Origin of the sequence: Spirillospora sp. NPDC046719, assembly GCF_040645715.1 — a bacterium.
GTDB lineage: Bacteria > Actinomycetota > Actinomycetes > Streptosporangiales > Streptosporangiaceae > Spirillospora.
This window is the reverse complement of the sequence record NZ_JBEYYT010000139.1, coordinates 1-22,112: the sequence shown is the minus strand read 5'-3', so window position 1 is coordinate 22,112 and position 22,112 is coordinate 1. Positions and strand designations below refer to the sequence as shown.

General features: G+C 71.7%; 20 protein-coding genes. 6 read left to right on the top strand and 14 right to left on the bottom strand.

Features of this window, described 5'->3' with window-relative positions; genetic code table 11:
- The 4 genes from ABZ914_RS23590 to ABZ914_RS23575 form a co-directional block, all read right to left on the bottom strand.
- On the bottom strand, positions 1-2,904 hold a 2,904-nt coding region (locus ABZ914_RS23590), incomplete at its 3' end, for a type I restriction endonuclease subunit R (RefSeq protein ID WP_500195687.1).
- Between the two features lie 76 nt (positions 2,905-2,980).
- Positions 2,981-5,404, bottom strand: coding sequence for an N-6 DNA methylase (locus ABZ914_RS23585; RefSeq protein WP_500195685.1), 2,424 nt, complete (start codon positions 5,402-5,404; stop codon positions 2,981-2,983).
- Between the two features lie 2 nt (positions 5,405-5,406).
- The gene (locus ABZ914_RS23580; RefSeq protein WP_500195689.1) at positions 5,407-6,174 is read right to left on the bottom strand and encodes an RloB family protein; all 768 of its coding nucleotides are present in this window, start codon (positions 6,172-6,174) and stop codon (positions 5,407-5,409) included.
- Positions 6,175-6,266: 92 nt separating this feature from the next.
- Positions 6,267-7,508 (bottom strand): AAA family ATPase, encoded by a 1,242-nt coding sequence (locus ABZ914_RS23575; RefSeq protein ID WP_500195683.1) that lies wholly within the window; start codon positions 7,506-7,508, stop codon positions 6,267-6,269.
- A 574-nt stretch (positions 7,509-8,082) separates the two neighbouring features.
- On the opposite strand from ABZ914_RS23575, the gene ABZ914_RS23570 reads away from it, so the two are divergent.
- Complete coding sequence (locus tag ABZ914_RS23570; protein WP_433140067.1) at positions 8,083-8,448, top strand: helix-turn-helix domain-containing protein; 366 nt, start codon at positions 8,083-8,085, stop codon at positions 8,446-8,448.
- A gap of 99 nt (positions 8,449-8,547) precedes the next feature.
- Here ABZ914_RS23570 and ABZ914_RS23565 read toward each other — a convergent pair whose 3' ends face one another.
- From ABZ914_RS23565 to ABZ914_RS23555, 3 genes are all read right to left on the bottom strand, one after another.
- Entirely contained in the window at positions 8,548-9,150 is a 603-nt protein-coding gene (locus ABZ914_RS23565; RefSeq protein ID WP_500195681.1) for a ClpP family protease, read from the bottom strand.
- Positions 9,147-9,776 (bottom strand): ClpP family protease, encoded by a 630-nt coding sequence (locus ABZ914_RS23560; RefSeq protein WP_500195679.1) that lies wholly within the window; start codon positions 9,774-9,776, stop codon positions 9,147-9,149. Before ABZ914_RS23560 ends, ABZ914_RS23565 begins: the two co-directional genes overlap by 4 nt.
- Before the next feature lie 87 nt (positions 9,777-9,863).
- A complete protein-coding gene (locus tag ABZ914_RS23555) occupies positions 9,864-10,589 on the bottom strand; it encodes an SDR family oxidoreductase (RefSeq protein ID WP_500195678.1) in 726 nt (241 codons plus the stop codon).
- Between the two features lie 124 nt (positions 10,590-10,713).
- Between ABZ914_RS23555 and ABZ914_RS23550 the strand changes: the two genes are divergently transcribed.
- Both ABZ914_RS23550 and ABZ914_RS23545 read left to right on the top strand, forming a co-directional pair.
- Entirely contained in the window at positions 10,714-11,559 is an 846-nt protein-coding gene (locus ABZ914_RS23550) for a LysR family transcriptional regulator (protein ID WP_500195676.1), read from the top strand.
- 149 nt (positions 11,560-11,708) lie between these two features.
- Complete coding sequence (locus tag ABZ914_RS23545; RefSeq protein ID WP_500195673.1) at positions 11,709-13,076, top strand: tetratricopeptide repeat protein; 1,368 nt, start codon at positions 11,709-11,711, stop codon at positions 13,074-13,076.
- Between the two features lie 133 nt (positions 13,077-13,209).
- On the opposite strand, the gene ABZ914_RS23540 is transcribed toward ABZ914_RS23545, so the two are convergent.
- From ABZ914_RS23540 to ABZ914_RS23515, 6 genes are all read right to left on the bottom strand, one after another.
- Entirely contained in the window at positions 13,210-13,845 is a 636-nt protein-coding gene (locus ABZ914_RS23540) for a TetR/AcrR family transcriptional regulator (protein ID WP_500195671.1), read from the bottom strand.
- Positions 13,846-13,930: 85 nt separating this feature from the next.
- Positions 13,931-14,218 (bottom strand): DUF3303 family protein, encoded by a 288-nt coding sequence (locus ABZ914_RS23535; RefSeq protein WP_500195669.1) that lies wholly within the window; start codon positions 14,216-14,218, stop codon positions 13,931-13,933.
- A 116-nt stretch (positions 14,219-14,334) separates the two neighbouring features.
- Positions 14,335-15,501, bottom strand: coding sequence for a lipid-transfer protein (locus tag ABZ914_RS23530; RefSeq protein WP_500195668.1), 1,167 nt, complete (start codon positions 15,499-15,501; stop codon positions 14,335-14,337).
- Entirely contained in the window at positions 15,498-16,718 is a 1,221-nt protein-coding gene (locus tag ABZ914_RS23525; RefSeq protein ID WP_500195666.1) for an OB-fold domain-containing protein, read from the bottom strand. The genes ABZ914_RS23530 and ABZ914_RS23525 overlap by 4 nt, the downstream gene beginning before the upstream one ends.
- 216 nt (positions 16,719-16,934) lie before the next feature.
- Positions 16,935-18,107 (bottom strand): acyl-CoA dehydrogenase family protein, encoded by a 1,173-nt coding sequence (locus tag ABZ914_RS23520; protein ID WP_190852360.1) that lies wholly within the window; start codon positions 18,105-18,107, stop codon positions 16,935-16,937.
- Positions 18,108-19,214: an acyl-CoA dehydrogenase family protein gene (locus ABZ914_RS23515; RefSeq protein ID WP_500195664.1), complete on the bottom strand. Its 1,107-nt coding sequence runs from the start codon at positions 19,212-19,214 to the stop codon at positions 18,108-18,110.
- Between the two features lie 256 nt (positions 19,215-19,470).
- On the opposite strand from ABZ914_RS23515, the gene ABZ914_RS23510 reads away from it, so the two are divergent.
- Entirely contained in the window at positions 19,471-20,118 is a 648-nt protein-coding gene (locus ABZ914_RS23510) for a TetR family transcriptional regulator (RefSeq protein ID WP_500195662.1), read from the top strand.
- 142 nt (positions 20,119-20,260) lie between these two features.
- Positions 20,261-20,494 carry a DUF397 domain-containing protein gene (locus ABZ914_RS23505; RefSeq protein WP_190852366.1) on the top strand — a complete coding sequence of 78 codons (234 nt, stop codon included), beginning with the start codon at positions 20,261-20,263 and terminating at the stop codon, positions 20,492-20,494.
- A 72-nt stretch (positions 20,495-20,566) separates the two neighbouring features.
- Here ABZ914_RS23505 and ABZ914_RS23500 read toward each other — a convergent pair whose 3' ends face one another.
- Positions 20,567-21,574, bottom strand: coding sequence for an oxidoreductase (locus ABZ914_RS23500; RefSeq protein WP_500195661.1), 1,008 nt, complete (start codon positions 21,572-21,574; stop codon positions 20,567-20,569).
- A gap of 126 nt (positions 21,575-21,700) precedes the next feature.
- Between ABZ914_RS23500 and ABZ914_RS23495 the strand changes: the two genes are divergently transcribed.
- On the top strand, positions 21,701-22,112 hold a 412-nt coding region (locus ABZ914_RS23495; protein WP_500195659.1), incomplete at its 3' end, for a TetR/AcrR family transcriptional regulator.

Here is a 22,112-nt window from a genome sequence, read left to right as displayed (position 1 = left end):
GCGTCCCGGGTCGCTGCGTTGGTTCGTCTCGACGAACCTTCGCAGCGCGTACTCGAACTCGCGGGCGCGGGCACGGTCGTGGCGCAGGGCGTCCACCCTGGCCCGGAAGCTCGCGTCGGTGATCTCGACGGGCGGGACCTGCCGCGCGGGCACGCTGGCGCGGATGTGCTCGTCGAGCAGTTCCCGGAGAAGCGGGCCGTACTGGTTCGGGTCCGGACGTCCCGTGCCCGTGTCGCGGAACCTTCGCCGGACCCGCCATTGGAGCAGCCCCACATCCTTGGCGAGCGGCAGATGAGCACTCACCTCGGGACGTGGCAGCAGGCGCTCGACGGACGAAAGAAAAGTCCGCGCGGCGACGTCGAACCGGAGGCGGAGGTCGGGGTCTTCTAATTGCGCGAGCAATTCTTCTTGGGCGTCCGGATCGCGGGGAACGGAATCGGTGATCCCGAGTTCGGCGAGAACTTCCCGCAACGCTCCGGCCTGCTCCTCGACGCGGGGCAGTTCGTAGCCGAGCAGGTCTTCCCGCATGCCTTCCAGGTCCCGGAGATCGTATTCGGCGAGCGCCTCATCCAGGTTGTCGGCGAGCGCCACATAATCCACGACCAGACCGTACGGCTTGTTGCGCGCGGGCCGGTTCGTCCGCGCGACCGCCTGGAGCAGTTCGGCCGCGCGGATCGGCCGGTCGAGGTAGAGCGCTTGTTCGAGCGGCGCGTCGAAACCGGTGAGCAGCATCCGCTGGACGATCAGGACCGCGATCGGCGGCTCGGCACGCCGCCGCCGCTCCTCCGCGTCCGGGGCGCTCCCCCACGAGGCGTCGGCGAAGGTCGTGTCGGGTTCGAGGCCGCCGTACCAGTCCTCCTCCCAGGGGCCGTCTGGGATCTTGGTGGGGTCGGGCGGCGGCGGCTCGAGCGGCGGCGCGTCCTCCCAGGGCTCCCCGGTGCCACCGGTCCGCTCGCCCTCGATCGGCTGCGGGAGCGGCAGCAGGTAGCGGGCGACGTGGGCGTCCTGCGTCAGGCGGTCGGTCCACCGGCGGAACTCGGGCCCGTCCTCGGCCGCCGGGGAGATGACCGGGACGAAGTCGATCTCCCGGAGCGGGTACAGGTAGCGGGCCGCGGCCGCGAGCAGGACCGCGTCGTGACCGTCGTGCGCCTCCGCGTGCACCAGGTACTTCTCGGTGGCGCGGACCAGGTCGTCCCTGGCTCGCAGGAACGCGTCGCGGTAGCGGACGGCGGCGAGCCGGCTCACCGCGACGACCTGGGCCTTGAAGCCGCCCGGCAGCACGTAGCGCACCCAGTGGGCGAGCATGTCCCGGGCCTTGGCCTTGATGAGGTCCTCGGACTCCAGGACGTCCTGCACCCTGAGCCGCACCTCGCCGGACGGCTCGGGCCGGTAGGCGGCGTCCAGGCCCGCGGCGTCGACCAGCTCGGACGGGACGTGGCGGCCCTCGTAGCGGATCGGGACGGTGGCACTGTCCTCCTCCGCCTCCCGCAGCGTGTAGCGGTCGATCTCCGAGCCGAAGATCTCGGTGCTGGTCCGCCGCTGCGACCGGACGATCGGGGTGCCGGTGAGGCCGATCTTGACGGCGTTGGGCAGTGCGGCGGCGAGCCGGGCGTGCCACCAGCCGGTGTGCGTGCGGTGCGCCTCGTCGATCAGCAGCAGGATCTCGTCGCTGTCGTTCAGCACCGTGTCAAACAGGCCGCCGAAGTGCTCGTCCGGCGTCTCGTCCGGTGCGGTGTCGGATCTGGCCTGCTGGATCATCAGCTGGATCACGCCGGGCGTGGTGCCGCCGAGCAGGTCCGCCGCCTCGGCGCTGCTCTCGGCCACCCGCGGCTCCTCGCCGGTGAGCTTCAGCACCGGCGTGAGCTGCGTCTTCAGCGCGCGGCGGTCCGACACCACGACGACCTTGAAGGCGCTCAGGCCGTCGGTGTTGCGCATCTTCCGGACGAGGAACACCATCGTCAGGCTCTTGCCGGACCCTTGCGTGTGCCAGAGCAGGCCGCCCCGTTCGCGCGGTGTCCGCCCTTCGACGAGCCGCCGGACGATCCTGGCGACCGCCCGGTACTGCTGGTGGCGGGCGACGAGCCGGACCGTCCGGCCGTCCCGCTGTTGAAAGACGCTGAAGCTGCGGACGAGGTCGAGCAGTCGTTCCCGGCGCAGCACCCCCAGCGCGAGCGTGTGGACGGTGGTGAGCCGCCCGGCGGGCAGGCCGAGCCGCGCGGCGGCGGACTCCGGGGTGTCCGGGTCGGTGCTGCGCCATTCGGCGAAGTGCTCCGGAAGGGAGGTGACCGTGCCGAGCCTGGCTCGCTCGCCATCGACGGCGACGAGGAGCTGGACGTAGCGGAACAGCCGCGGAACGGACCTGTCCGGCACCAGCCGCCGTTCCCCCGACAGCACCCGCAGCCGGTCGATCGCGCCGGCGATGCCGTCGGTGCGGTCGGGACCGGAGCCGGCGCCCAGCACGAACGGCATGCCGTTGCAGAGGATGAGGAAGTCGAGCTCGACCGCCGGGACGCCGTCGAACCGTTCACGCCGGATCGGGACATGGGTCGCCACGACCCAATCGTTGGCGTCCGGTTCGTCCCAGTCGACCAGGCGGACGACGCGGGAGCGCTCCCCGTCCAGCCACGGCGGCGCGTCGACCGCCACACCGGACTGCAGGAGCTCGAAGAACTGCTCGTTGCCCTTGACGAGTCCGCCGTCGATGCGGGTGACGGCGTCCCAGACCTGCGCGAGCTGGGTGTCACCGAGCCACGGTTCGCCGTCCGGCCCGGGGTTGATGCGGCGCACGGCGTCCAGCAGGCGGCCGCGGTCGACCCCGTCGGCGAGCTCACCGCTCCGGAACGGCCCAGGCTCGTCGCCCGAGCAGTCGACGGGCACCGGCCAGCCGAGACGATCCGCGAGCAACCCGGCAAGGCGATCGGTCGCCTGGCTCTCCCCGTTCACACAGCCCCCCGGAGGTCTCCTCCGGATACGCTATCCCTTACAGAGCAGGCTTTTCGGGCATTCTCCGCTTAACACGCCGAGGGTAATCAAGTTTCGTCAGGAACCCGGTCAGACGTTCGGCCGCCTGCCACCGGTCCTGCTCCAGTTCCTCCAGCGACACCTCGTACTTGTCCACGATCGAGCGGTACCGCGCGACCAGGAGGCGCAGAGCGTCCGCCACCCGCGCGTCGAAACGGGAGACCAGATCGGCCCCCAGGACGGCGAGCACGATCTCCTCGGCATCCTTGTCGGTGACACCGCCGACGGCGTCGGCGAACCTCGCCGGCAGTTCGCGCTCGGCCTGGTCGCGCAGCTTGCGGGCGGCAGTGCGCGCCTTGGTCAGGCGCCTGCGCTCGGCCGCCGGGGTCGCCGTCTCCTCTTCCTCCGAAAGCGCCTTCACCTGGGCGTCCAACTCGGCGAACGCCGCTTCGGCCACCCGCGCCTTCTCGAGCGGGCCGGGTATCAGGGCGATGGCGAGCGGCTGCTCCCGAGCCTCCCGCGAGGACGCGGCCGGACCGCGACCCCCTCGGCCGGATCTCGCCTGGAACTTGGCCCGCACCGCCGCGGCCCAACTCTCCACGACCCGGCGCGGACCGCCCGCGGCGAGGGCCTGCACCTCTTCCAGATGGTCGATCCACCACTGGGCCGCCAGGCCGGTCAGGGTGAACTCGTCCATGACCCGCTGGGACGCGAGCGCACCGCCGAAACTGGTCACGAGATGCCGCTTCACGGTCACCGCGCCCAGGTCCCGGACTTCCAGCAGCGCGGAGCCGCACTCATTCCACCAGGCGCCGCATCGATCGCTCAGTTCCGCCGCGGCGCCGGCGGCGAGTTCCTCGATCCTGGCGGCGGTCCCCGCCGGGCCGTCTGCCGGCACGTCCACGTATCCCTCGTCGAGCGGGACGAAGAAGTCACCCGCATCCAGACCGAACGCGGCGAACGCAGGACGCAGCGCGTCGACCTCGGGCACCGGGACGCCTCCGTACAGATGCGCGCTCACGTCCTGCGGTTCGGCGGGCGGTGAGTTGTCGACCCAGCGGCGGATGTTGAGGTTCGCGTCGTCGGCCAGCACGTCGCCGACCGTCACGATCCGGGAGAAGCCCGCGACCTCGCGCCACTCGCGGCAGACCGCGCTGATCTTCTCGATGTGCTCTTCGCCGAGATGGTTGCGGGCGCGGCCGGGGCGGTACTCCCGATCGGCGTTCACGATCAGTATCCGGCCGCGCCGCTCCGCCGGCTTGCCGCCGGGGGCCCGCAGCAGCACCAGGCACGCGGGGATGCCCGTGCCCGAGAACAGCCCCTCGCCGAGGCCGACGATCGCCTCGATCACGTCGTCCGCGAGCAGGCCGCGCCGGATGACCTCCTCACGACCGGACCGGAACAGCACCCCGTGCGGCATGACGGTGACGGCCAGCCCGCCCCCGGCGAGCGAGGCGACCATGTGCTGGACGAACATCAGGTCGCCGTCCTTGACGCCCGTCCCGTACGTGAAGCGGCCGTATCCCTTCGCCTCGACCGCCTTCGCGTCATAGCCCTTGGAGAACTCGGGATTCGACAGGATCCGGTCGAACCGCCTGAGGCCGCCGCCGTCGACATGCTGCGGGTCGGAAAGCGTGTCGCCGAGCTTCACGTCGGCGTCCCTGATGCCGTGGAAGAGGAGGTTGAGGCGCGCGCTCACCCACTGGAGCGGCGCCAGCTCCTGCCCCGCCAGCGCCAGGTGTAGGGACTTGCCGGGGTGGTGGTCGGCGACGTACCGGCGGCTCTCGATGAGCATCCCGCCGGAACCGGCGCACGGATCGTAGAGGGTCTGGTCCGGAGCCGGTTCCGCGAGCTGGACCATCAGCCGGACGATGGGGGACGGTGTGTACATGTCGCCGCTCTTGGCCCCGGCCGAACCGGCGAACATGGCGAGAAGCCGCTCGTAGGCGTCCCCGATCAGCTCCGGGAATTCCAGGTCGGCGTTCCGGAGCGAGACGTCGTTGAACAGCCTGATGAGGTCGGTCAGCATCGCGTCCCGGAGCCTCGCGCCACCTGTGTCCCGGTTGAAGTCGATGTGGGACAGCACATTGGCCAGATCGGGGTTGTACTTCTCCAACCCCTGCAACGCGCCGTTGAGTGCCGGCCCGACCATGTTCGTGACGCCGAGCAGGCGCGGCCAGGACGACTCCGGGGGAACGAAGATCACATCGGTGTACTCGTCCGGGTCGGCGGCGGCTTCGGCGGCCTCCGCCGCGTCGCCCGTCCGGGCGAGTTCCCTGGCGTGGACGCGGGAGCGCGACTCGTCGAACACGTCCGAGCACCGCTTGAGCAGGAGAAGCGCGGAGACGTAGTTCCGGCGCGCAGCCACGTCGATCTTCCCCAGCCGCTCGGCGGCCTCGGACACCAGTGACTCTACCTGGCGCAGCGTCGTCACTCGGGTCACGGTCACGACCTCCGCGATGAGCCGGCACCGGGCTGGTCGTCGACACCGAGCAACTCCAGAAGCAAATAGAAATCGGTCTGGGTGTCGCGTCGCAGCGGATCGCAGTTCTCGGCGTGTCCCGACTTCCCTTTTTTGCTGCTCGCCTTGCACCGGCCGCTGGAACAGCCGTCGACGAGCTTGCGCGCGAGCGTCACGGCACGCCGGCGGTTGCTCCACAGGTCCCTGAACTGCGAATCGTTCAGGACCTTGGGCCTGGAGTCACTGTCCCGGCCACCGCTGCTTCGACCGTAACGGCCGAAGTTCTCGACTCCGTTCAGCTTACGGACGATCTGCTCGTTGTCGTCCGACATGAGGGCCGGCTGCCCGGGTGCGAAATGAAGCCACAGCCACAGATCGAACGACGGAGTGGAGAAGGCCACGTTGATGCCGTGCCTGTTGGCATCCCCCATCGCCCGAGGGATGTCGCGGTTCTGATCCCGGTCGAAGACCACCCACACGTGCTCTTCCGGCCTGTCCGTGCCGGCCCCGGCGTCGCCCCCCTGACCGTCGCGACCCTCCTCGCCCTCCCTGTCCTGCCCGTCCTCCATGGAGCCGTCGGCGATTCGCCGCTGGACCTCCCGGGCACGCTCGACCGCGTCGCTCGGCTTGAACCCCTTGCTCGGCTGGCGGTGCGGCTCCAGATGGATGACGAAGCGGCTCTCCTGGCCCGCCTCGTCGTTGGCCCGCTTGAGGTAGCTGCGCTCGGTCTTCCCTTCGCAGATCACTGTCATCACGACACGCCTCTGGTCTCTCCCCGGCATCGCCGGAGAAGAAGCCGAGTCGGCTCCGGGGATTCCCCTCTTGTGCCTTCGCTTTCTTGAGGTCATGCACAGGCCTCGGCGTTCTGCGACCCGAGGGCCTCGGCCGCCTCTCCTTCAGTCAGGCGAGGGATCCCCCCGTAGGCGCCGGCCAGGTATCGCTTGTCGAGGGCCTCGTCCTTGCGAGGCCGGGCATCGGTGAGCGGGTAGAGTTCGGATTCACCGATACGGCTCTTGACCACGATCCGTATCTGGTCCCGCTCCAGCGGCGGGAACGTGTGCAGATTCCCGAGGAGTGTCACGTCATGGCTGGTGCACACCAGTTGCGCGTTCTTGGGATTGGCAGCCGGATCCCTGAAGATTCTGAGCACCTCAGCGGCGACCAGGGGGTGAAGACTGGCATCCAGCTCGTCGACGAGAAGCACGGCACCGGTATCGAGTGCCTCGAGCATGGGGCCCAGGAAAGCGAACCAGGACCGGGTGCCCTTCGATTCGAGTGAATAGGCGAGCGGAACGCTGCCGCTCCTCCCCCGATGTGAGAGCCGGACGCGCAGCCCCTTCTCGCCGGGTTCCAGACTCACCCCGTCCACGCCCAAGTCGGCGACCTCGAGCAGGTCCCGCACCCGCTTCTCGATCGCCGGGTCCTTCAGCTTCTCGCCAGTGAAGCCGCCACGGGCTCCTTCGTCCCCGTCACCGATGAACCACAGGTTCCTCTTGAACCACTCGTGAATCGGCCCCAGGTGCGGATGGTTGAAGGCGGCGGCCACCGTGAGAAAGAGCGCGTTCGGCCGCGTGCGCGGTACCAGGCTCTCCTTGTCACCCTTGAGGCCCTCACCAGGGAACTTGAACGGTTCCGGCTCGTCGGCGTCCCGTTCGAACCACACCTGGCGGCGCGCCTGCCCTCGTGGATGGACGTGCAGCCACTCGGATTCGACCCGTTCGTCGGACACCTCGAATCCGTAAACGTAACGATCTCCGTCGATGACGATATTGACCTCGTAGAGCGACGTCTCCTCCTCGCCCTCCGGATCGAGCTCGAAGGGCTCACGCGGGATCCGGTCCAGAGCCGACCAATCGGTCACCGAGCCGACCACGGCCTTCCGCATCCAGCGCATGGCGGACAGCACGTTGGACTTGCCGGAGGCGTTGGCGCCATAGATCACCACAGCCGGCAGGTAGGCGGCCGTCGCGTCTTCCGCCAGCCCCGCCGAACGCCCGGAATCGACATTGAACCGGCTCGCCGACGTCCATAGCTCGAACTCGTCACGGAACGATCTGTGGTTCGCTCCGCGGAACCTCAGCAACATGACGAACCCCTCAACTCGGGATCTGGATCCACTGTAGCCGTCTCCATGCAGGATTCCTACATGAAAGAGCTTCAAACCGATTCCGGCCACGGTAGACGACCGCTCGGTCATGGACGGATCCGGGTACGCCGTGCAGAAGGCCCAGAAGCGGAAGCCGAAGACACCCCGTCCGGCTGGTCGGTCAGCCGCGGGTCGAGCACGTACCGCTCGGCGTCGAAGCCTTGGACAAACGTCTCACGGCCGAAAGAGCCGTTCCTGCCTCCGAATCGTTCGCCATATTTGGTGGACGCCGATGCTTCCTTCGAACAGCAGGGCGCAGTCCATCGAGGTCGTGCGGCAGGACGGTGCCGCGGAGGTCTTCGGTTCCTCCCCGACCAGTGGTTGACCGCCCACGTGCGGCAGATCGCCACCACCCGACGCCCCTGGCGAGGCTGATGGCCGAGATCGCGGACGGAAGACGCGCTCATGGTCCTGACCATGCAGGACCTTTTCGCAGATGACGAGGCTCCGGGCGCCGTTCCGCGCTGGGCGGAACGTGTGGTTCGCGGCGGCGCCGCCGGGTTATTTTGGGCGCATGGCCGAGATCACCCGACCGCTGATGCCCGCCGACGAGACGCCGGACGGGCCGGCCGCGACGCGCGGGCCGGCCGAGCCGCTGTGGCGCGACGCGCTCGGCCGGTGCCTGCGGAGCCTGCGCCTCGAGCGCGGCGAGATCCTGACGGAGACCGCCCGCCGGGCCGGGGTGTCCCCGCAGTACCTCTCCGAGATGGAGCGCGGCGTCAAGGAGCCGTCGAGCGAGATGATCGCCGCTGTCGCCGGCGCCCTGGACGTGACGCTCGCCGACCTCACGCTCGCGGTCGCGACGAGCCTGCTGACCGCGCCGCCCGCGAGCGCGCCGACCGGGCCGACCTGCCAGGTCGCCTACGCCTTGGCCGCCTGACCCGGACGGCACGCCCCCCGCACGGCGCGCGCCCCCGAACAGCGCCGGCCCCGGGACGGCGCCGGCCCCGGGACGGCACTGCCCCGGGGCCGCACGGCCCTACAGGGGGTCCGGCTGGCGCTCCTCGATCACGTGGTCGATGAGGCCGTACTCCCGCGCCGCCTGCGCGGTGAACACGCGGTCCCGGTCGGTGTCAGCGCGCAGCGTCGCTGTCTCCTGCCCGGTGTGCCGGGAGAGGATCTGCTCGATGTCCGCGCGGACGCGGACGACCTCGTCCGCCTGGAGGATGAGGTCCGGGATCGCCCCGCGCCCCTGCCCCATCGGCTGGTGCAGGACGACGCGGGTGTGCGGCAGCGCGGCGCGCTTGCCGGGAGCACCCGCGGCGAGGAGCACCGCGCCGACCGCGACGGCCTGCCCCACGCACGTCGTCGCGACCTGCGGGCGGATGTAGCGGAGCGTGTCGTACACCGCGAGCATCGCGCTCGGGTCGCCCCCTTCGCAGTTGATGTACAGCTGGATGTCGGCTTCCGGGCTGTCCGCCTCCAGGTGGAGGAGCTGCGCGACGAGCGCGTTCGCGACCCCGGCGTCGATGGCGGTGCCGAGGTAGATGATCCGCTCGGTGAGCAGGTGCGAGTAGACGTCCATGATCCGTTCACCGCGCGAGTCCCGCGCGATGACGTTCGGGATGGTGTAGGTGCTCATCGGCCGGCCTTCCCGGACGGGGCGCCGAGCCCGACGGGGCGGCGCCGGGGCGGCACGAGCTCGTCGTAGTCGCCGACGATCGCGTCGATGAACCCGTACTCCAGCGCCTCCTGCGCCGTGTACCAGCGGTCGTGCAGCGAGTCCTCGAAGACCCGCTCGATGGGCTGGCCGGTGTCCTCGGCGATGAGGCCGAGCACGGTGTCGCGGGTGTGGCGCAGGTCGTTGGCCTGCAGCTCGATGTCGACGGCGGCGCCGCCGATGCCGGCGGACCCCTGGTGCATCAGCACCCGGGCGTGCGGCAGCGCGCGGCGCTTTCCGGGCGTTCCGGACGACAGTAGGAACTGCCCGGCGCTGTAGGCGATGCCGAGCACCACCGTGGCGACGTCGCACGGGATGAGCCGCATGACGTCGCGGATCGCGAGCATCGACGGCACCGAGCCGCCGGGGGAATGGATCCACAGCGCGATGTCGGCCGACGGGTCCTCCCCCGCCAGGGTGATCAGCTGCGTCGCCAGCAGCGTGCCGTTGTCGTCGTCGAGCCCGCCGTCCAGCACGAGGACGCGCTGCGCGTACAGCTCGCGCCGCACGCGTTCGTTGAACAAAGGGGCTGTGTGTTCCTCGCTCATGCCTTCACCCTGCGGCAGCGCGGGCACCGGTCACAGCCCGCGCTGCCCACGGCGGATCTGCTCACAGCAGCGCGCCCCGGCGTCGGGTCACCAGGGGACGGGGCCGTCGTCGTCGTGGAAGGTGCCGGTGGGGCCGTCATCGGGGAGGGTCGCGAGGTGGATCGCGATCGCCGCGCCCTGCTCCGGGGTGCGGAAGCCGCGGAACCCGTTGAGGTCGGTCGCGCAGAAGCCCGGACAACCGGCGTTGATGAGGATGTTCGTGTCGGCCAGCTCCTTGGCGTACTGGATGGTGACGGCGTTGAGGAACGTCTTCGACGTCGCGTAGGCGGCGGAGATCGGGCCCGTCTGGGCGCCGGGGGAGGTCTGCCGGGCGAGGGACCCGACGGTGCTGGACATGTTCACGATCCGGGGGGACGGCGAGCGGCGCAGCAGCGGCAGCATCGCGTTGGTGACGCGGATGACGCCGAGCACGTTGGTCTCCACGACCGTCCGCACGGTCGCGGGGTCCACCTTCGTGGGCTCCTGCGGCATCCCGCCGGTGATCGCGGCGTTGTTGACGAGCACGTCGAGGCCGCCGTCGCGCTCCCCGAGCAGCTCGGCGGCGGCGGTGACGCTCGCGTCGTCGGTCACGTCGATCGGCACGCCGAACGCGTCGACACCGGCGGCGCGCAGCTTCGCGACGGCGGCCTCCCCGCGCCCCGCGTCCCGGGAGCCGACGCCGACGCTCCAGCCGAGCGCGCCCAGGCCGGCCGCGATCTCGTACCCGATCCCCTTGTTCGCGCCGGTGACCAGCGCGGTCTTCGTTTCGCTCATGCCACGATCCTGACCGCCGGGCGGGCGCGGCTTCCAACACCGTCTGGGTGGGATGCGATACCCCGGCGGTATCGCACCGAGGTCAGGGCGCCGCCGGGGCCGTCCCGGCGGGTACCGTGGCGGCATGGAGACGCGGGAGCTGCGGTACTTCGTCGCCGTCGCGGAGGAACTTCATTTCGGGCGGGCCGCCGAGCGGCTCGGGATCGCGCAGCCGCCGCTGTCGCGGGCGATCCAGCGGCTCGAACGGCGGCTCGGGGCGACGCTGCTGGACCGCACCAACCGCACCATCGCGCTGACCGGGGCCGGGGCGGTGCTGCTGCGCGAGGGCCGGGCGGCCCTCGACGCGATCGAGGCCGCCGACCGCCGCACCCGCCGCGCCGCCGCCGCGGCCGGACCGCCCCCGCTGGTCCTCGTCACCAAGGCCGGGGCGTCCGGCGAACTGCTGGCGAAGCTGCTCGACGCGTACGCCGCCGAGCCCGGCGCGGCCGCCGTCGACGTCGTCCTGTGCAGGCCCGGCGAGCAGGAGCGGATGCTGCGCGACGGGCGCGCCGACGTGGCGCTGCTGCACACGCCGTTCGACTCGACGACCGGGCTCGACACCGAGGAACTGCTCACCGAGGGGCAGGTGGCGATTCTGCCGGCCGGGCACCCCCTCACGACCCGGCCCCACGTGCGGACCGCGGACGTCGCCGCGCTGCCCGGCCTGCCGCTGCCGCGCTGGCCGCGCCCGGACGGCACCTACCCCGACGGCCCGGGCCTGCGGGTCCGCGACCACGCGCAGCTGCTGCAGCTCATCGCGCTCGGCCGGGCGGCGGCGGTGCTGCCGGAGTCGTGCCGGGCCCAGCTGGGCGAGCGCCTCGCCGCCGTCCCGGTGCTGGACGCGCCCCAGGTGACGACGCTGATCGCGTGGCCACCGCACAGCCGGTCCCTGGCCCTCGCCGGCCTCGTGGACGTCGCGACCCGCCTCTGAGCTCCGTCCATGAACTGATCGTCGAGGCGTTGTGATTGTGCACCTCAGGTGACACTTGAGCCGCCGATTCGGCGCCACGGAGGATCACAGCCGGCACCTGGGCGCTCCCGTACCACGTGGTGTCAGTGCGTGTTCTTATGCTCCCAGCCATGAACGTTGACGATCTTGAGTGGCAAGCGCGGATGTACGGGGGGATCCCGCCGCGGATGGTGGACCTTCTTCTCGGACTCGGGCAGTTGGATCTCGTGGTGCAGGTGGCGGCCGAGCGTGGTGAGTGGTTCTGTGCGCTGGCGGCGGTGCGCGAGCTGTGTGCGGCGGGAGACTACGAGCGGGCCTGGTCGGTCATCGAGCCGTTCGCCGCGACCGGATGGAAGCCCGCCGTGACAGAGGCCGCCGACGTTCGTTTCCAGATGGGGCGGGTCGAGGAGGCACTGGCCATGGTCCGCCCGGACGAGCCGGTGACGGAGGGGCGGGAGTGGCGGGACTACGCCCTGATGCTGGCCAAGGCTGGGCGAGCGGATGACGCGATCGAGGTCCTCGCCCCGCACCTTGAGGACTGGTGGCTGCAGTCGACCTTGGTAGAGATGACGCAAGGGCAGGATCAGGACGAGCGTGTCCTGGAGCTGATCGCCCCGTTGGCGGAGGGAGCCCGGCGGGCCAAGGCGGAAGGCAAGCAGCGTCATCCCGGGGAGCAGGCTCTGGACCTGCAGGCCCAGGTCCTGGAACGTGCCGGTCGCGCCGACGAGGCGATCAGCAATCTCGGCGCAGATGTGGCCGCGCGCCGGTACTTCGTCCAGAACACCGTCGAGTTCTACGCCGCACTGCTTGCGCGCCACGGTCGGATCGAGCAGCTGCGCGAGCTGGGCACCGGCGAGCACGCGCCCGCTGCCCTGAAGCACTACACGAACGCGCTCGAGAACCTCGGCCGCGAACAGGAGGCCGAAATCGTCCTGCGCGAGATCATCGACACCACCGACCACCCCAACCATCGCAGTGTCCTCGTGGACCTCCTGGCCCGGCAGGGGCGGATCGACGAGGCCGTCGAGGTCGGGCGGCCCACGTTCGAGTACTACGACTGCGGCAATCACCTCGACTGGTCGGTGCACCTGCTGGTCGAGGACGGACGGCCCGAGCACGCTCTGAGACTTCTGGACGAGCTCAGCGCGGAGTACGTCAAGGAGCACGCGGACTCGGTCCAGTGCATGCGGTTGTCGCTGCTGGCGAAGGCCGGCCGCCACGACGAAGCCATCGCGGAGGCCGTGGCGCTGCCAGCGGAGGAGTACTGCGGCAGGGACACGACGATCGCGGGGCTCCTGGAGGAGGCCGGCCGCGTGGACGAGGCCATCGCCCTGCTCCGATCGTCCGCCGAGTCCCAAGCTCCCCGAGAGCTGGCGGACCTCCTGATCAGGCAGGGCCGGCCCGTCGAAGCCGTAGCAAGCCTCCCCTCCATATCCGCCCAACGCGAGCAGCAGGAGGCCCGAGCCCGGCGCGACACCGAACCCAACCCATTCGACTGACCACCCGCACCTCACGCGGTATCCGCGAAGGGCAGACGTACTTGAGCATCCGACCAGGCGAGCGCTGCCAACTTGGATGCTCAGTCACAGCCGCGGATCGGAATCTGGTGACCGACGCGAACGTGCAGGACCGCTAAGGCGCCGTTCCGGCGGGGCGTTGGTCGAGGAGGGAGTCTGCGGATACCAGTGCTCTGGCGGCGTCGGCGAAGTACTGTTCGTCGGCGTCGGGGGCGAGGCCGAGGACGACGCCCTGGCCGAGGCCGATGAACAGGGCGCCGAGCGCGACGGCGAGCCGCTTCGCCTGCTCCGCCGTGACGGTGCCGCCGCCGTGCGCACGGCCCGTGAACAGCGCGACGAGCTGCTCCTCGTGCATGCGGAAGAGCGGCGCGAGCTGCGGACCCGGGTCGGGGGCGCGCAGGGCCATGTCGAGCAGGCCGATCTGGAGGGACAGGCCGGACCGCGCGCCCGGCCCGTCGCAGGTGCGCCGGTAGTGCCGGGCGAAGGCGTCGACGGCCTCCAGCAGGGTCAGGCCGGCGGGCACGGCGCGCTCGATCTCCGCGTAGTGCGGGCGCAGGTAGCCGGTGACCAGCTCGGTGAGCAGGCCGTCCTTGCTGCCGAACAGCGAGTAGATGGCGCCGGTGGTGAGGCCGGCCCGCTCGGCGATGTCCTCGAGCCTGGCCTGGTAGCCGTCCCGGGAGACGGTCCGGAGCGCGGCGTCGAGCAGGGCCCGCCGGTTGCGCTCCTTCGTCTCCTCCCTCGTCAGTCGCATAATCTGATTATCCCAGTAATCGGATTACGCGTTCGCCGGGGTCCCCGATTCGCGGCGGTGCGCCGCGACGCCGGGCCGCGGGCGGTCAGAGCGCGGCGAGGCCCTTCTGGAGGTCGTCCATGTTCATCACCGGGACGATCTCGACGTCCGCGCCCAGCTCCGTGAAGAGCGGCTCGACGGCGCTCGGGATCTGCGAGCTGTCCTGCATGTCGAACACGAGCGTGCACGACCGCTTGCCTTCGCTGGGGGAGAAGTAGGCCGCCTCGGGCTTGAGCCGCTCCATCAGCGCCTGCATGGCCTGCGGCATCGTGCCGTTCTTGATGGCCTCGTTGCCGAGCCGGGTGTCCAGACACGCCCGCAGCATCACCCTCATCGCACTCATCCCCCGCATGCCGCCGGACCGGCGCGGCTGCCCGCGCGCTGTGGGAGCCCGGCGGCGTCGGGGTGAGTGTGTCCCTCCGGTTCTGCGGCAAACGCGCAGGTCGGGCGCTAGTTCAGGGCGCTGAGGACCAGGCCGCTGGTGGGCACGCCGGTCCCGGCGGTGACCAGGACGTTGCGGACGTCCGGGACCTGGTTCACCGCGGCCCCCCGCACCTGGCGGACGGCCTCGGCGATGCCGTTCATGCCGTGGATGTACGCCTCACCCAGCTGACCCCCGTTGGGGTTGACCGGAAGCCTGCCGCCGAGCTCAATGCCACCGTCCTTGATGTAGTCCTTCGCCTGGCCGCGGCCGCAGAAGCCGAGCTCCTCCAGCTGAACCAGGACGAACGGGGTGAAATGATCATAGAGGATTGCGGTCTGGACGTCATCGGGGGTCAGTCCCGACTGCGCCCAGAGCGCGTCGCCGACGGTGCCCATCGCGGGCAGCGCCGACAGGTCGCCGGTGTAGTAGCCGAACATCATCATCTGGTCCGGGCCCGTCCCCTGGGCCGCCGCGGCGATGACGGCGGGCGGGTGCCGGAGGCCGCGGGCGCGGTCCAGGGACGTGACGAGCACCGCGACGCCGCCGTCGGACTCCTGGCAGCAGTCCAGCAGGTGCAGGGGGTCGACGATCCAGCGGGACGCCTGGTGGTCCTCCAGCGTGATCGGGCGCCCGTGGAACCACGCGGCCGGGTTGGTGGCCGCGTGGCGGCGCATCGCGACCGCGACGCGGCCGAAGTCCTCGCTGGTCGCGCCGTAGTCGTGCATGTAGCGGCGGGCCTGCATCGCCACCCACGCGGCCGGGGTCGCGAACCCGAACGGCAGGTGCCAGGAGAACTCCAGGCCGGTCGCGTCGACGCGGCCCGGCGGGGCGGCCTGGCCGAAGCGGTGGCCGGAGCGCTCGTTGAACGCGCGGTAGCACAGCACCGCCTTCGCCTGGCCGGTCGCGACGGCCATCGCGGCGTGCGCGACGGTGCCGCAGGCCGCGCCGCCGCCGTAGTCGACGCGGGAGAAGAACCGCAGCGCGGGGATGCCCAGCTCGCGCTGGACGGCGATCTCGGAGTTGGCGTCGGCGGTGTAGGTGACCAGGCCGTCGACGTCGGCGGGGGTCAGCCCGGCGTCCTCGATCGCGGCGAGGCACGCCTCGGCGGCGAGCCGCAGCTCCGAGCGGCCCGACTCCTTGGAGAACTCGGTCGCGCCGATCCCGGCGATCGCCGCCTTCCCTGACAGGCTCATGGGGCCTCCCTGAAGCGGACGGTGGCGGTGAGGTGGTCGCCGATGCTCACCGCGCCGCGGACGCGGAGGGTGCGGTCGTCGGCGCGGTCGCCGGTGAGGGTGAGGGTGTCGCCGGCGTAGGCGGGGGCGCCGAGGCGCACCTCGATGCTCTCCAGCGTCGCGTCCCGGACGGTCTCCAGCGCGTACCGCTGGACGAGCCCGATGCTGGTCAGGATGTTGACGAAGATGTCCTGCGAGCCCTGGGCGCGCGCCTGCGCGGGGTCGTGGTGGACGGGCATGAAGTCGCGCGTCGCGATGGCCGTGGAGATGATGAACGTCGGGGTCAGCTCGATCTCCAAGCCGCCGGACGCGGGCTCCGCCTCCACCGGCCCAGCGGCCACCGCCGTCGAAGGCGGGGACGGAGGGGACGGCGGCGCGTCCACCGGAGTCCACTGCGGCAGGACGAGCTCGTCGTCCATCCGCTCGAACACCAGCCGGACGGGCATGCCGATCCGCACGTCGTCCGGCGGGCAGCCGTTGACGTTCCCGACGATCCGGACGCCCTCCTCCAGCTGCACCACCGCCACGGCGTACGGCGGCGTCCGGCCGGGGACGGGCGGGTGGTGGTGGACGACGTAGCTGTGCACCTCGCCGCGCCCGCTCGCCACGATGTAGTCGCGGTTAGGGGAATGACACCGCGGGCACATCGGGCCGGGCGGGTGGCGGAGCGTTCCACAGTCGGCGCAGCGCTGGATGCGCAGCTCGCCGGCGTTCACCCCGTCCCAGAAGAACGCGGTGTCCTTGCCGATCGAGGGCCGCAGCGGGTACTTCCCGCTCGCGCCGGCGGCGGGCGGCCGCGGGCCCGGCTTGAACTTCAGCACCCGGAACAGCATCTCGGCGACGCGCTCGTCGTTGTCGTCGTACCAGGACTGGTACCAGGTGACGAAGTAGCCCTCGCCCATCGCGGTCCGCTTCGGGCCGGTGACGCCGCCGAACCGCATCCGCGTCCGCAGCCGCTCGCCGACCTTCACGTAGCGGTCGTAGGTCTGGTCGCAGTTGGTCGCGACGATGCCGGTGTAGCCCGCGGCGTCCAGCGTCGCCAGCACCTCGTCCGCGGCGCCCCGCTGGTCCGGCCGGCGGACCAGGCCGGGCATCGACCACACCTGGATCATCGCGGGCGGCGCGACATCGTCCCAGGTCCCGGTGTCGCCGAGGGCCTGGGTCCAGTTCCGGATCATCGCGGCGTTCACCGGGTCGGGGCAGGGCAGCGGGGGGGGGGGGGGGGCGGCGGGGGGGGGCGCGGCGGCCGGGGGGCGGGAGGCCTGTTCGGGACGATGGCGGCGTCCCCGGGGTCGGGGCCGGGCAGCGGGGGGCGCTGGCCGGGGGCGCCCTGCCGCCCGGCGAGCGCCATGAGTTCGTCGTGCACGGATCTCCTCGCTTCGTGGACGACCGGGTCAGCGCGGCGCGCGGGGCAGCCCGAGCCCGATCATCGCGATCAGCTCGCGCTGGATCTCGTTGACGCCGCCGCCGAAGGTGAGCACGAGGGCGCCCTTGGCCATCCGGTCGGTCACCCGCATGAACTCGGCGGTGGCCGGGTCGCCCGGGTCGCCGTACCGGGCGAGGACGTCCCCGACGATCCGGCCGACCTCCTGCACCCGCTCCGAGGCGTAGATCTTCGTCGCGGACGCGTCGGCCGCGCCGAGCCAGCCGAGGTCCTGGTTCGCCGCGACCTGCCAGTTGAGGAGCTCGTTGACGCGCAGGTAGGCGTGCACGTGGGCGAGCGCGCGGCGGACGGCGGGCTGCTCGATGAGCGGCCGCCCGTCGCGTCCGGGGGTGGCGCGGGCCCACCGCTCGAACCGGTTGCGGGTGTGCCCGATGTTGCCCGCCGGGCCGAGCGTGACCCGCTCGTGGTTGAGCTGGTTGACGATCAGGTCCCAGCCGTTGTTCTCCCCGCCGATCAGCATGTCCGCCGGGACGCGGATGTCCTGGAAGTAGGTGGAGTTGGTGTGGTGGGCGCCGTCCATCGTGATGATCGGCGTCCAGGAGAAGCCGGGGTCCTTGCAGTCCACGATGAGCATCGAGATGCCCTTGTGCTTCTTCGCGGACGGGTCGGTGCGGGCCGCGAGCCAGACGTAGTCGGCGGTCTGCGCGCCCGACGTGAAGATCTTCTGGCCGTTCACCAGGTAGTGGTCGCCGTCCCTGACGGCGGTGGTGCGCAGCGCGGCGAGGTCGGTGCCGGCGCCCGGCTCGCTGTAGCCGATCGCGAAGTGGCACTCGCCGGCGAGGATGCGCGGGATGAAGAACTCCTTGTGCGCGTCGGTGCCGTACTGGAGGATCGTCGGCGCGACGGAGTTCAGCGTGATGAGCGGGTAGGTGACCTCGGCGCGGGCGATCTCGTTGGCGAAGATCGTCTGCTCGACGGGGCCGAAGCCGCGGCCGCCGTACTCCTTCGGCAGCGCGACGCCGAGCATCCCGTCGCGCCCGAGGCGCTTGCAGTGCTCCAGGTAGGCGGGGCCGAACGGGTCCGCGCCGATCGCGGCGCGCTGCTCCGCGGTCAGGCAGTTCTCGAAGTACTCGCGCAGCTCGGCGCGGAGCTTCTTCTGTTCGCCGGTCAGGTCGATGAACATTCAGGCCTCCTGAGCGATGAGCGCGCCGAGCGAGTCGAGACGGTCTTCCGCGCCGCCGAGCAGATGCCCGACCTGCTTGCCCCAGGCGAAGTAGCGGTGCAGCGGATAGGTGATGTCGAGGCCGATGCCGCCGTGCAGGTGCTGGCACGTGTAGAGCGCCTTCACGACGGGATCGCAGGCGTTGTAGGCCGCGATGGTGAGCAGCTCCTCGGCGTCGGCGGCGCCCTCGGCGAGCCGCCACACCCCGGCCCAGACGGCGACGTCCAGCGCCCGCTTGGCGATGTAGACGTCGCTGACCTGCATGGTGACGGCCTGGAACTGCGCGAGCGCCCGCTCGAACTGCTCGCGGGTCTTGGTGTACTCCTTGGTGAGCTCCAGCGCGCCCTCGATGACGCCGGACGACAGCGCGACCGCGCCCGCGACGGCGGAGAGCCGGAGGGTGTCCCAGGCGGCGCCGTCGGCGATCCCGCCGAGGAGGGCGTCCGCGCCGACGCGGACGCCGTCGAGCGCGACCCGCGACAGCGGCTCGGTCGTCGCGGAGTGCTGCGGCGTGATCGTCGCGGCGGACGGCTCGACGAGGAAGACGCCGATGCCGGCGCCCTCGACCCGCGCCGGGACGAGGATCCGCGCCGCCTCCCGGGCGTAGGGGACGAACGTCTTCACGCCGTCCAGGACGTGGCCCTCGCCGTCCGCGCGGGCGGTCGTCGCGACCTCGCCGGCCGGTCCGACCTCGCGGTAGGCGCCGGTCAGCACGGTCTCGCCGGAGGCCAGCGGCGCGAGCAGCGCGCGCTGCTCCGCGGTGCCGTGCTTCGCGAGGGGGACGGCCGCCAGCGCCAGCGACGCGTACGCCGGGATCGGCGCGGTCCGGGCGCCCGCCTCGCGCAGGATCACCGCGAGCTCCACCGGCCCGAGACCCGCGCCGCCGGCGTCCTCGGGCAGCACGGCGCCGAGCAGCCCGGCCTGCGCGAACGCCTTCCAGGTGGCGGCGTCATAGGGGGCGCCGCTCTTCTCGAACGCCTCCAGCCGCTCCTGCGCGGCCTCCCGCGCGAGCAGGTCCGCCGCGAGCCCCTTCAGCTCCTGCTGGGTCTCGTCGAGGTTGAAGTCCACTCATCCGCTCCCTTCCTGGCGCGGCCGGCCGGACGGACGCCCACGGCGAAAAAGTAGAACAGATTCTAGTATGTGTCCAGCGCCGTGATCACTATCGCGGAAACGGGGATTCGCCTAGCAAGTAAGGGTTCGGTGACCATCCAAGGGGCACTCGATCGCCGACCCGCCGCGGGCGATCAGATAACAGGTTCTCGCGCGGGCTGTACGCTGGAGGCCGAGCGGCGGCGCAACGGGCGCCCGCGCGAGGAGGATGACCGTGACCGCAGAGCCGACAGTGACCGGGGACGAGCCTTCGGGCGGCGCCGCGGCGGACCGGCGGGCGGGCCAGGCCGCGGGGCAGGGCGTGCGCTCGCGCAGCCAGCACCAGCGGCGCAAGCGTATCGTCCAGGCCGCCGCCGCGCTGGCCTCGCGCGGCGGCATCGAGGCGATGCAGATGCGCACCGTCGCCGAGCGCGCCGGCGTCGCGCTCGGCACCCTCTACCGCTACTTCCCGTCCAAGATGGACCTGGTCGTCGCGGTCGTCAGCGAGGAGATCGACCTCCTGGAGGGCAGCATCGAGCGCCGCCCGCCGCGCGGCGGCTCCGCCGCCGAGCGCACCGTCGAGGTGCTGATGCGCGCCACGCGGGGGCTGATGCGCGAGCCCGAGCTGGCCGAGGCGCTGATCCGCTCCCTGCTGCTGTCGGACGTCAAGACCGACTTCAGCGACCGGATGACCAACCTGATGCTGCGCGCCGCCGTCGGCCCGGCGGGCGACATCCCGGCCGACGACCGGCGCCGCGTCGTCGCCCGCGCGCTGTCGTCCGTCTGGACGATGGAGATGATCGAGATGCTGCGCGGCCAGGCGACCGCCGAGGTGATCCAGGCCCGCCTGGAGATCTCCGCCGACCGCCTCCTCACCGACTGAGAGCGCGGCCGCCCTGCCGGACCGGCCGAGCCCCCGCCCGCCGGGCCGCTCCCCCGCCCGGACGCCTGCCCTTTCCCCGTGTGCGGCCGGTCACCGCCCACTACGCTTGGACGCGACCGGAGCGGACGAAGAAGGTGTGCCAGTGACCGAGCAGGAACCGATCCTCAGCGACGGGGTCATCATCGAGTTCATCGATGGCAAGGACGTTCCCGTCAAGCACAAGGACTTCGGTGACCGCGCCGTCGTGATGCGCGACGCGAAGAACGCCGACGGCCCCATCCTGTACTTCACCGAGGCCGAGTGGGACGCCTTCATCGCCGGCGTCAAGGACGGCGAGTTCGACGACCTCCTCGAAGAGGAGCCCGCCGACGGCTGACGCCCCGCCCGCGCCCGCCGGAGACCCGGAGACCCGGAGACCCGGAGGCCCGGCGGGCGCGGGAAGCCGCCGTCACTCCCCCGGCCGGCTCGGCGCTCCCGCCGGCAGCGGGTACGCGACCCCGGTCAGGCGCTCCGACTCCCGCCACAGCCGCGCCTGCACGTCCCGGTCGTGCGACCGCGGACTGGACTCGACCCGGACCGGGTTCCCGGTGAACTGGGCGCGTCCGGGCGGGCCGTAGTAGTCGCCGCCGCCCGCGCCGGGATCGGTCGCGGCCCGCAGCGGTGACAGCGCTCCCCTGTACGCGCTCTGCAGCAGCCACGAGGTGAGCGGGCGCGCCCACGGGCTCATCGCGGCCCGCACCACGGGATTCATGTCGCGCCCGAACTCGGTGCGGGCGTTGCCGGGATGCGCGGCCACGGCGATCGTCTCCGCCCCGGCCGCCGCGAGCCGGCGCTGCAGTTCGTAGGTGAAGAGCAGGTTCGCCAGCTTGGCCTGGAAGTAGGCGGTCTGGAAGCGGTAGCGGCGCACGCCGTGGAGGTCGTCGAAGTCGATGGCGCCGCGGCGGTGCCCGATGCTGCTGACCGTCACCACGCGCGAGCCGGGGACGTCCAGCATCAGGTCCAGGAGCAGGCCGGTCAGCGCGAACGGGCCGAAATGGTTGGTGGCGAGCGTCGCCTCGAAACCGTCCTCGGTCAGGGCGTACCGGGGCCGGACGCCGCCCGCGTTGTTGACGAGCAGGTCGAGCCGGCCGTGGTCGTCGTGGAACCGGGCCGCCGCCGCCCGCACCGACGCCTGGGACTCCAAATCCACGTCCAGGACGCCGAGCGGCGCGTCCGGCGCGGCGGCGCGGATCCGGGCCGCCGCCCGCGCCGCCCGGTCCGGGTTCCGGCAGGCCAGCACCACGGTGGCGCCGCGGCGCGCGAGCTCGGCGGCCGTCTCGAAGCCGATGCCGGTGCTGGCGCCGGTGACGACGGCGGTCCGCCCGTCCTGGCGGGGGATCTCGTCCGCGGTCCAGGGCGGGCGGCCCGTGCCGCGCCCGCCTTCGCGCCGTCTCGGCGCCGTGCGATCGTCCCTCATCGGGCTCGCCTCCGATACGTTCGGCCTGCCGGAACCGCCCATAAGCGGGATAGCCGTCCCGCTTAGTTCCGGGAAGATACGGGACGGCCGTCCCGGTTGTCCAGAGGGGAAGCGAGGTGGGAGACCGTGGCAGAGCCGCTCGGCCGGCCGCTGCGCGCCGACGCCCGGCGCAACCGGGCCCGGGTGCTGCGGGTCGCGGCGGAGGTCTTCGCCGCCGAGGGGCTGTCGGTGCCGCTGCACGAGATCGCCCAGCGCGCGGGCGTCGGCACCGGGACCGTCAGCCGGCACTTCCCCACGAAGGAGGACCTGTTCGCGGCCGTCCTCCTCGACCGGATGCGGGAGATCCTCGACCGGATCGACGCGCTGCCCGCGGCGCGTGACCCGGGCGCGGTGTTCTTCGCGCTCTTCGACGCGCTCGTGCGCGAGGGCGCGGCGCACTGCGGCCTGTCGGAGGCGCTGACCGGCGCCGGATACGACCTCGACAAGGCCGCCGCCGACGCCGGTTACGACGTCCAGGGCCGACTGCGCGACCTGCTCG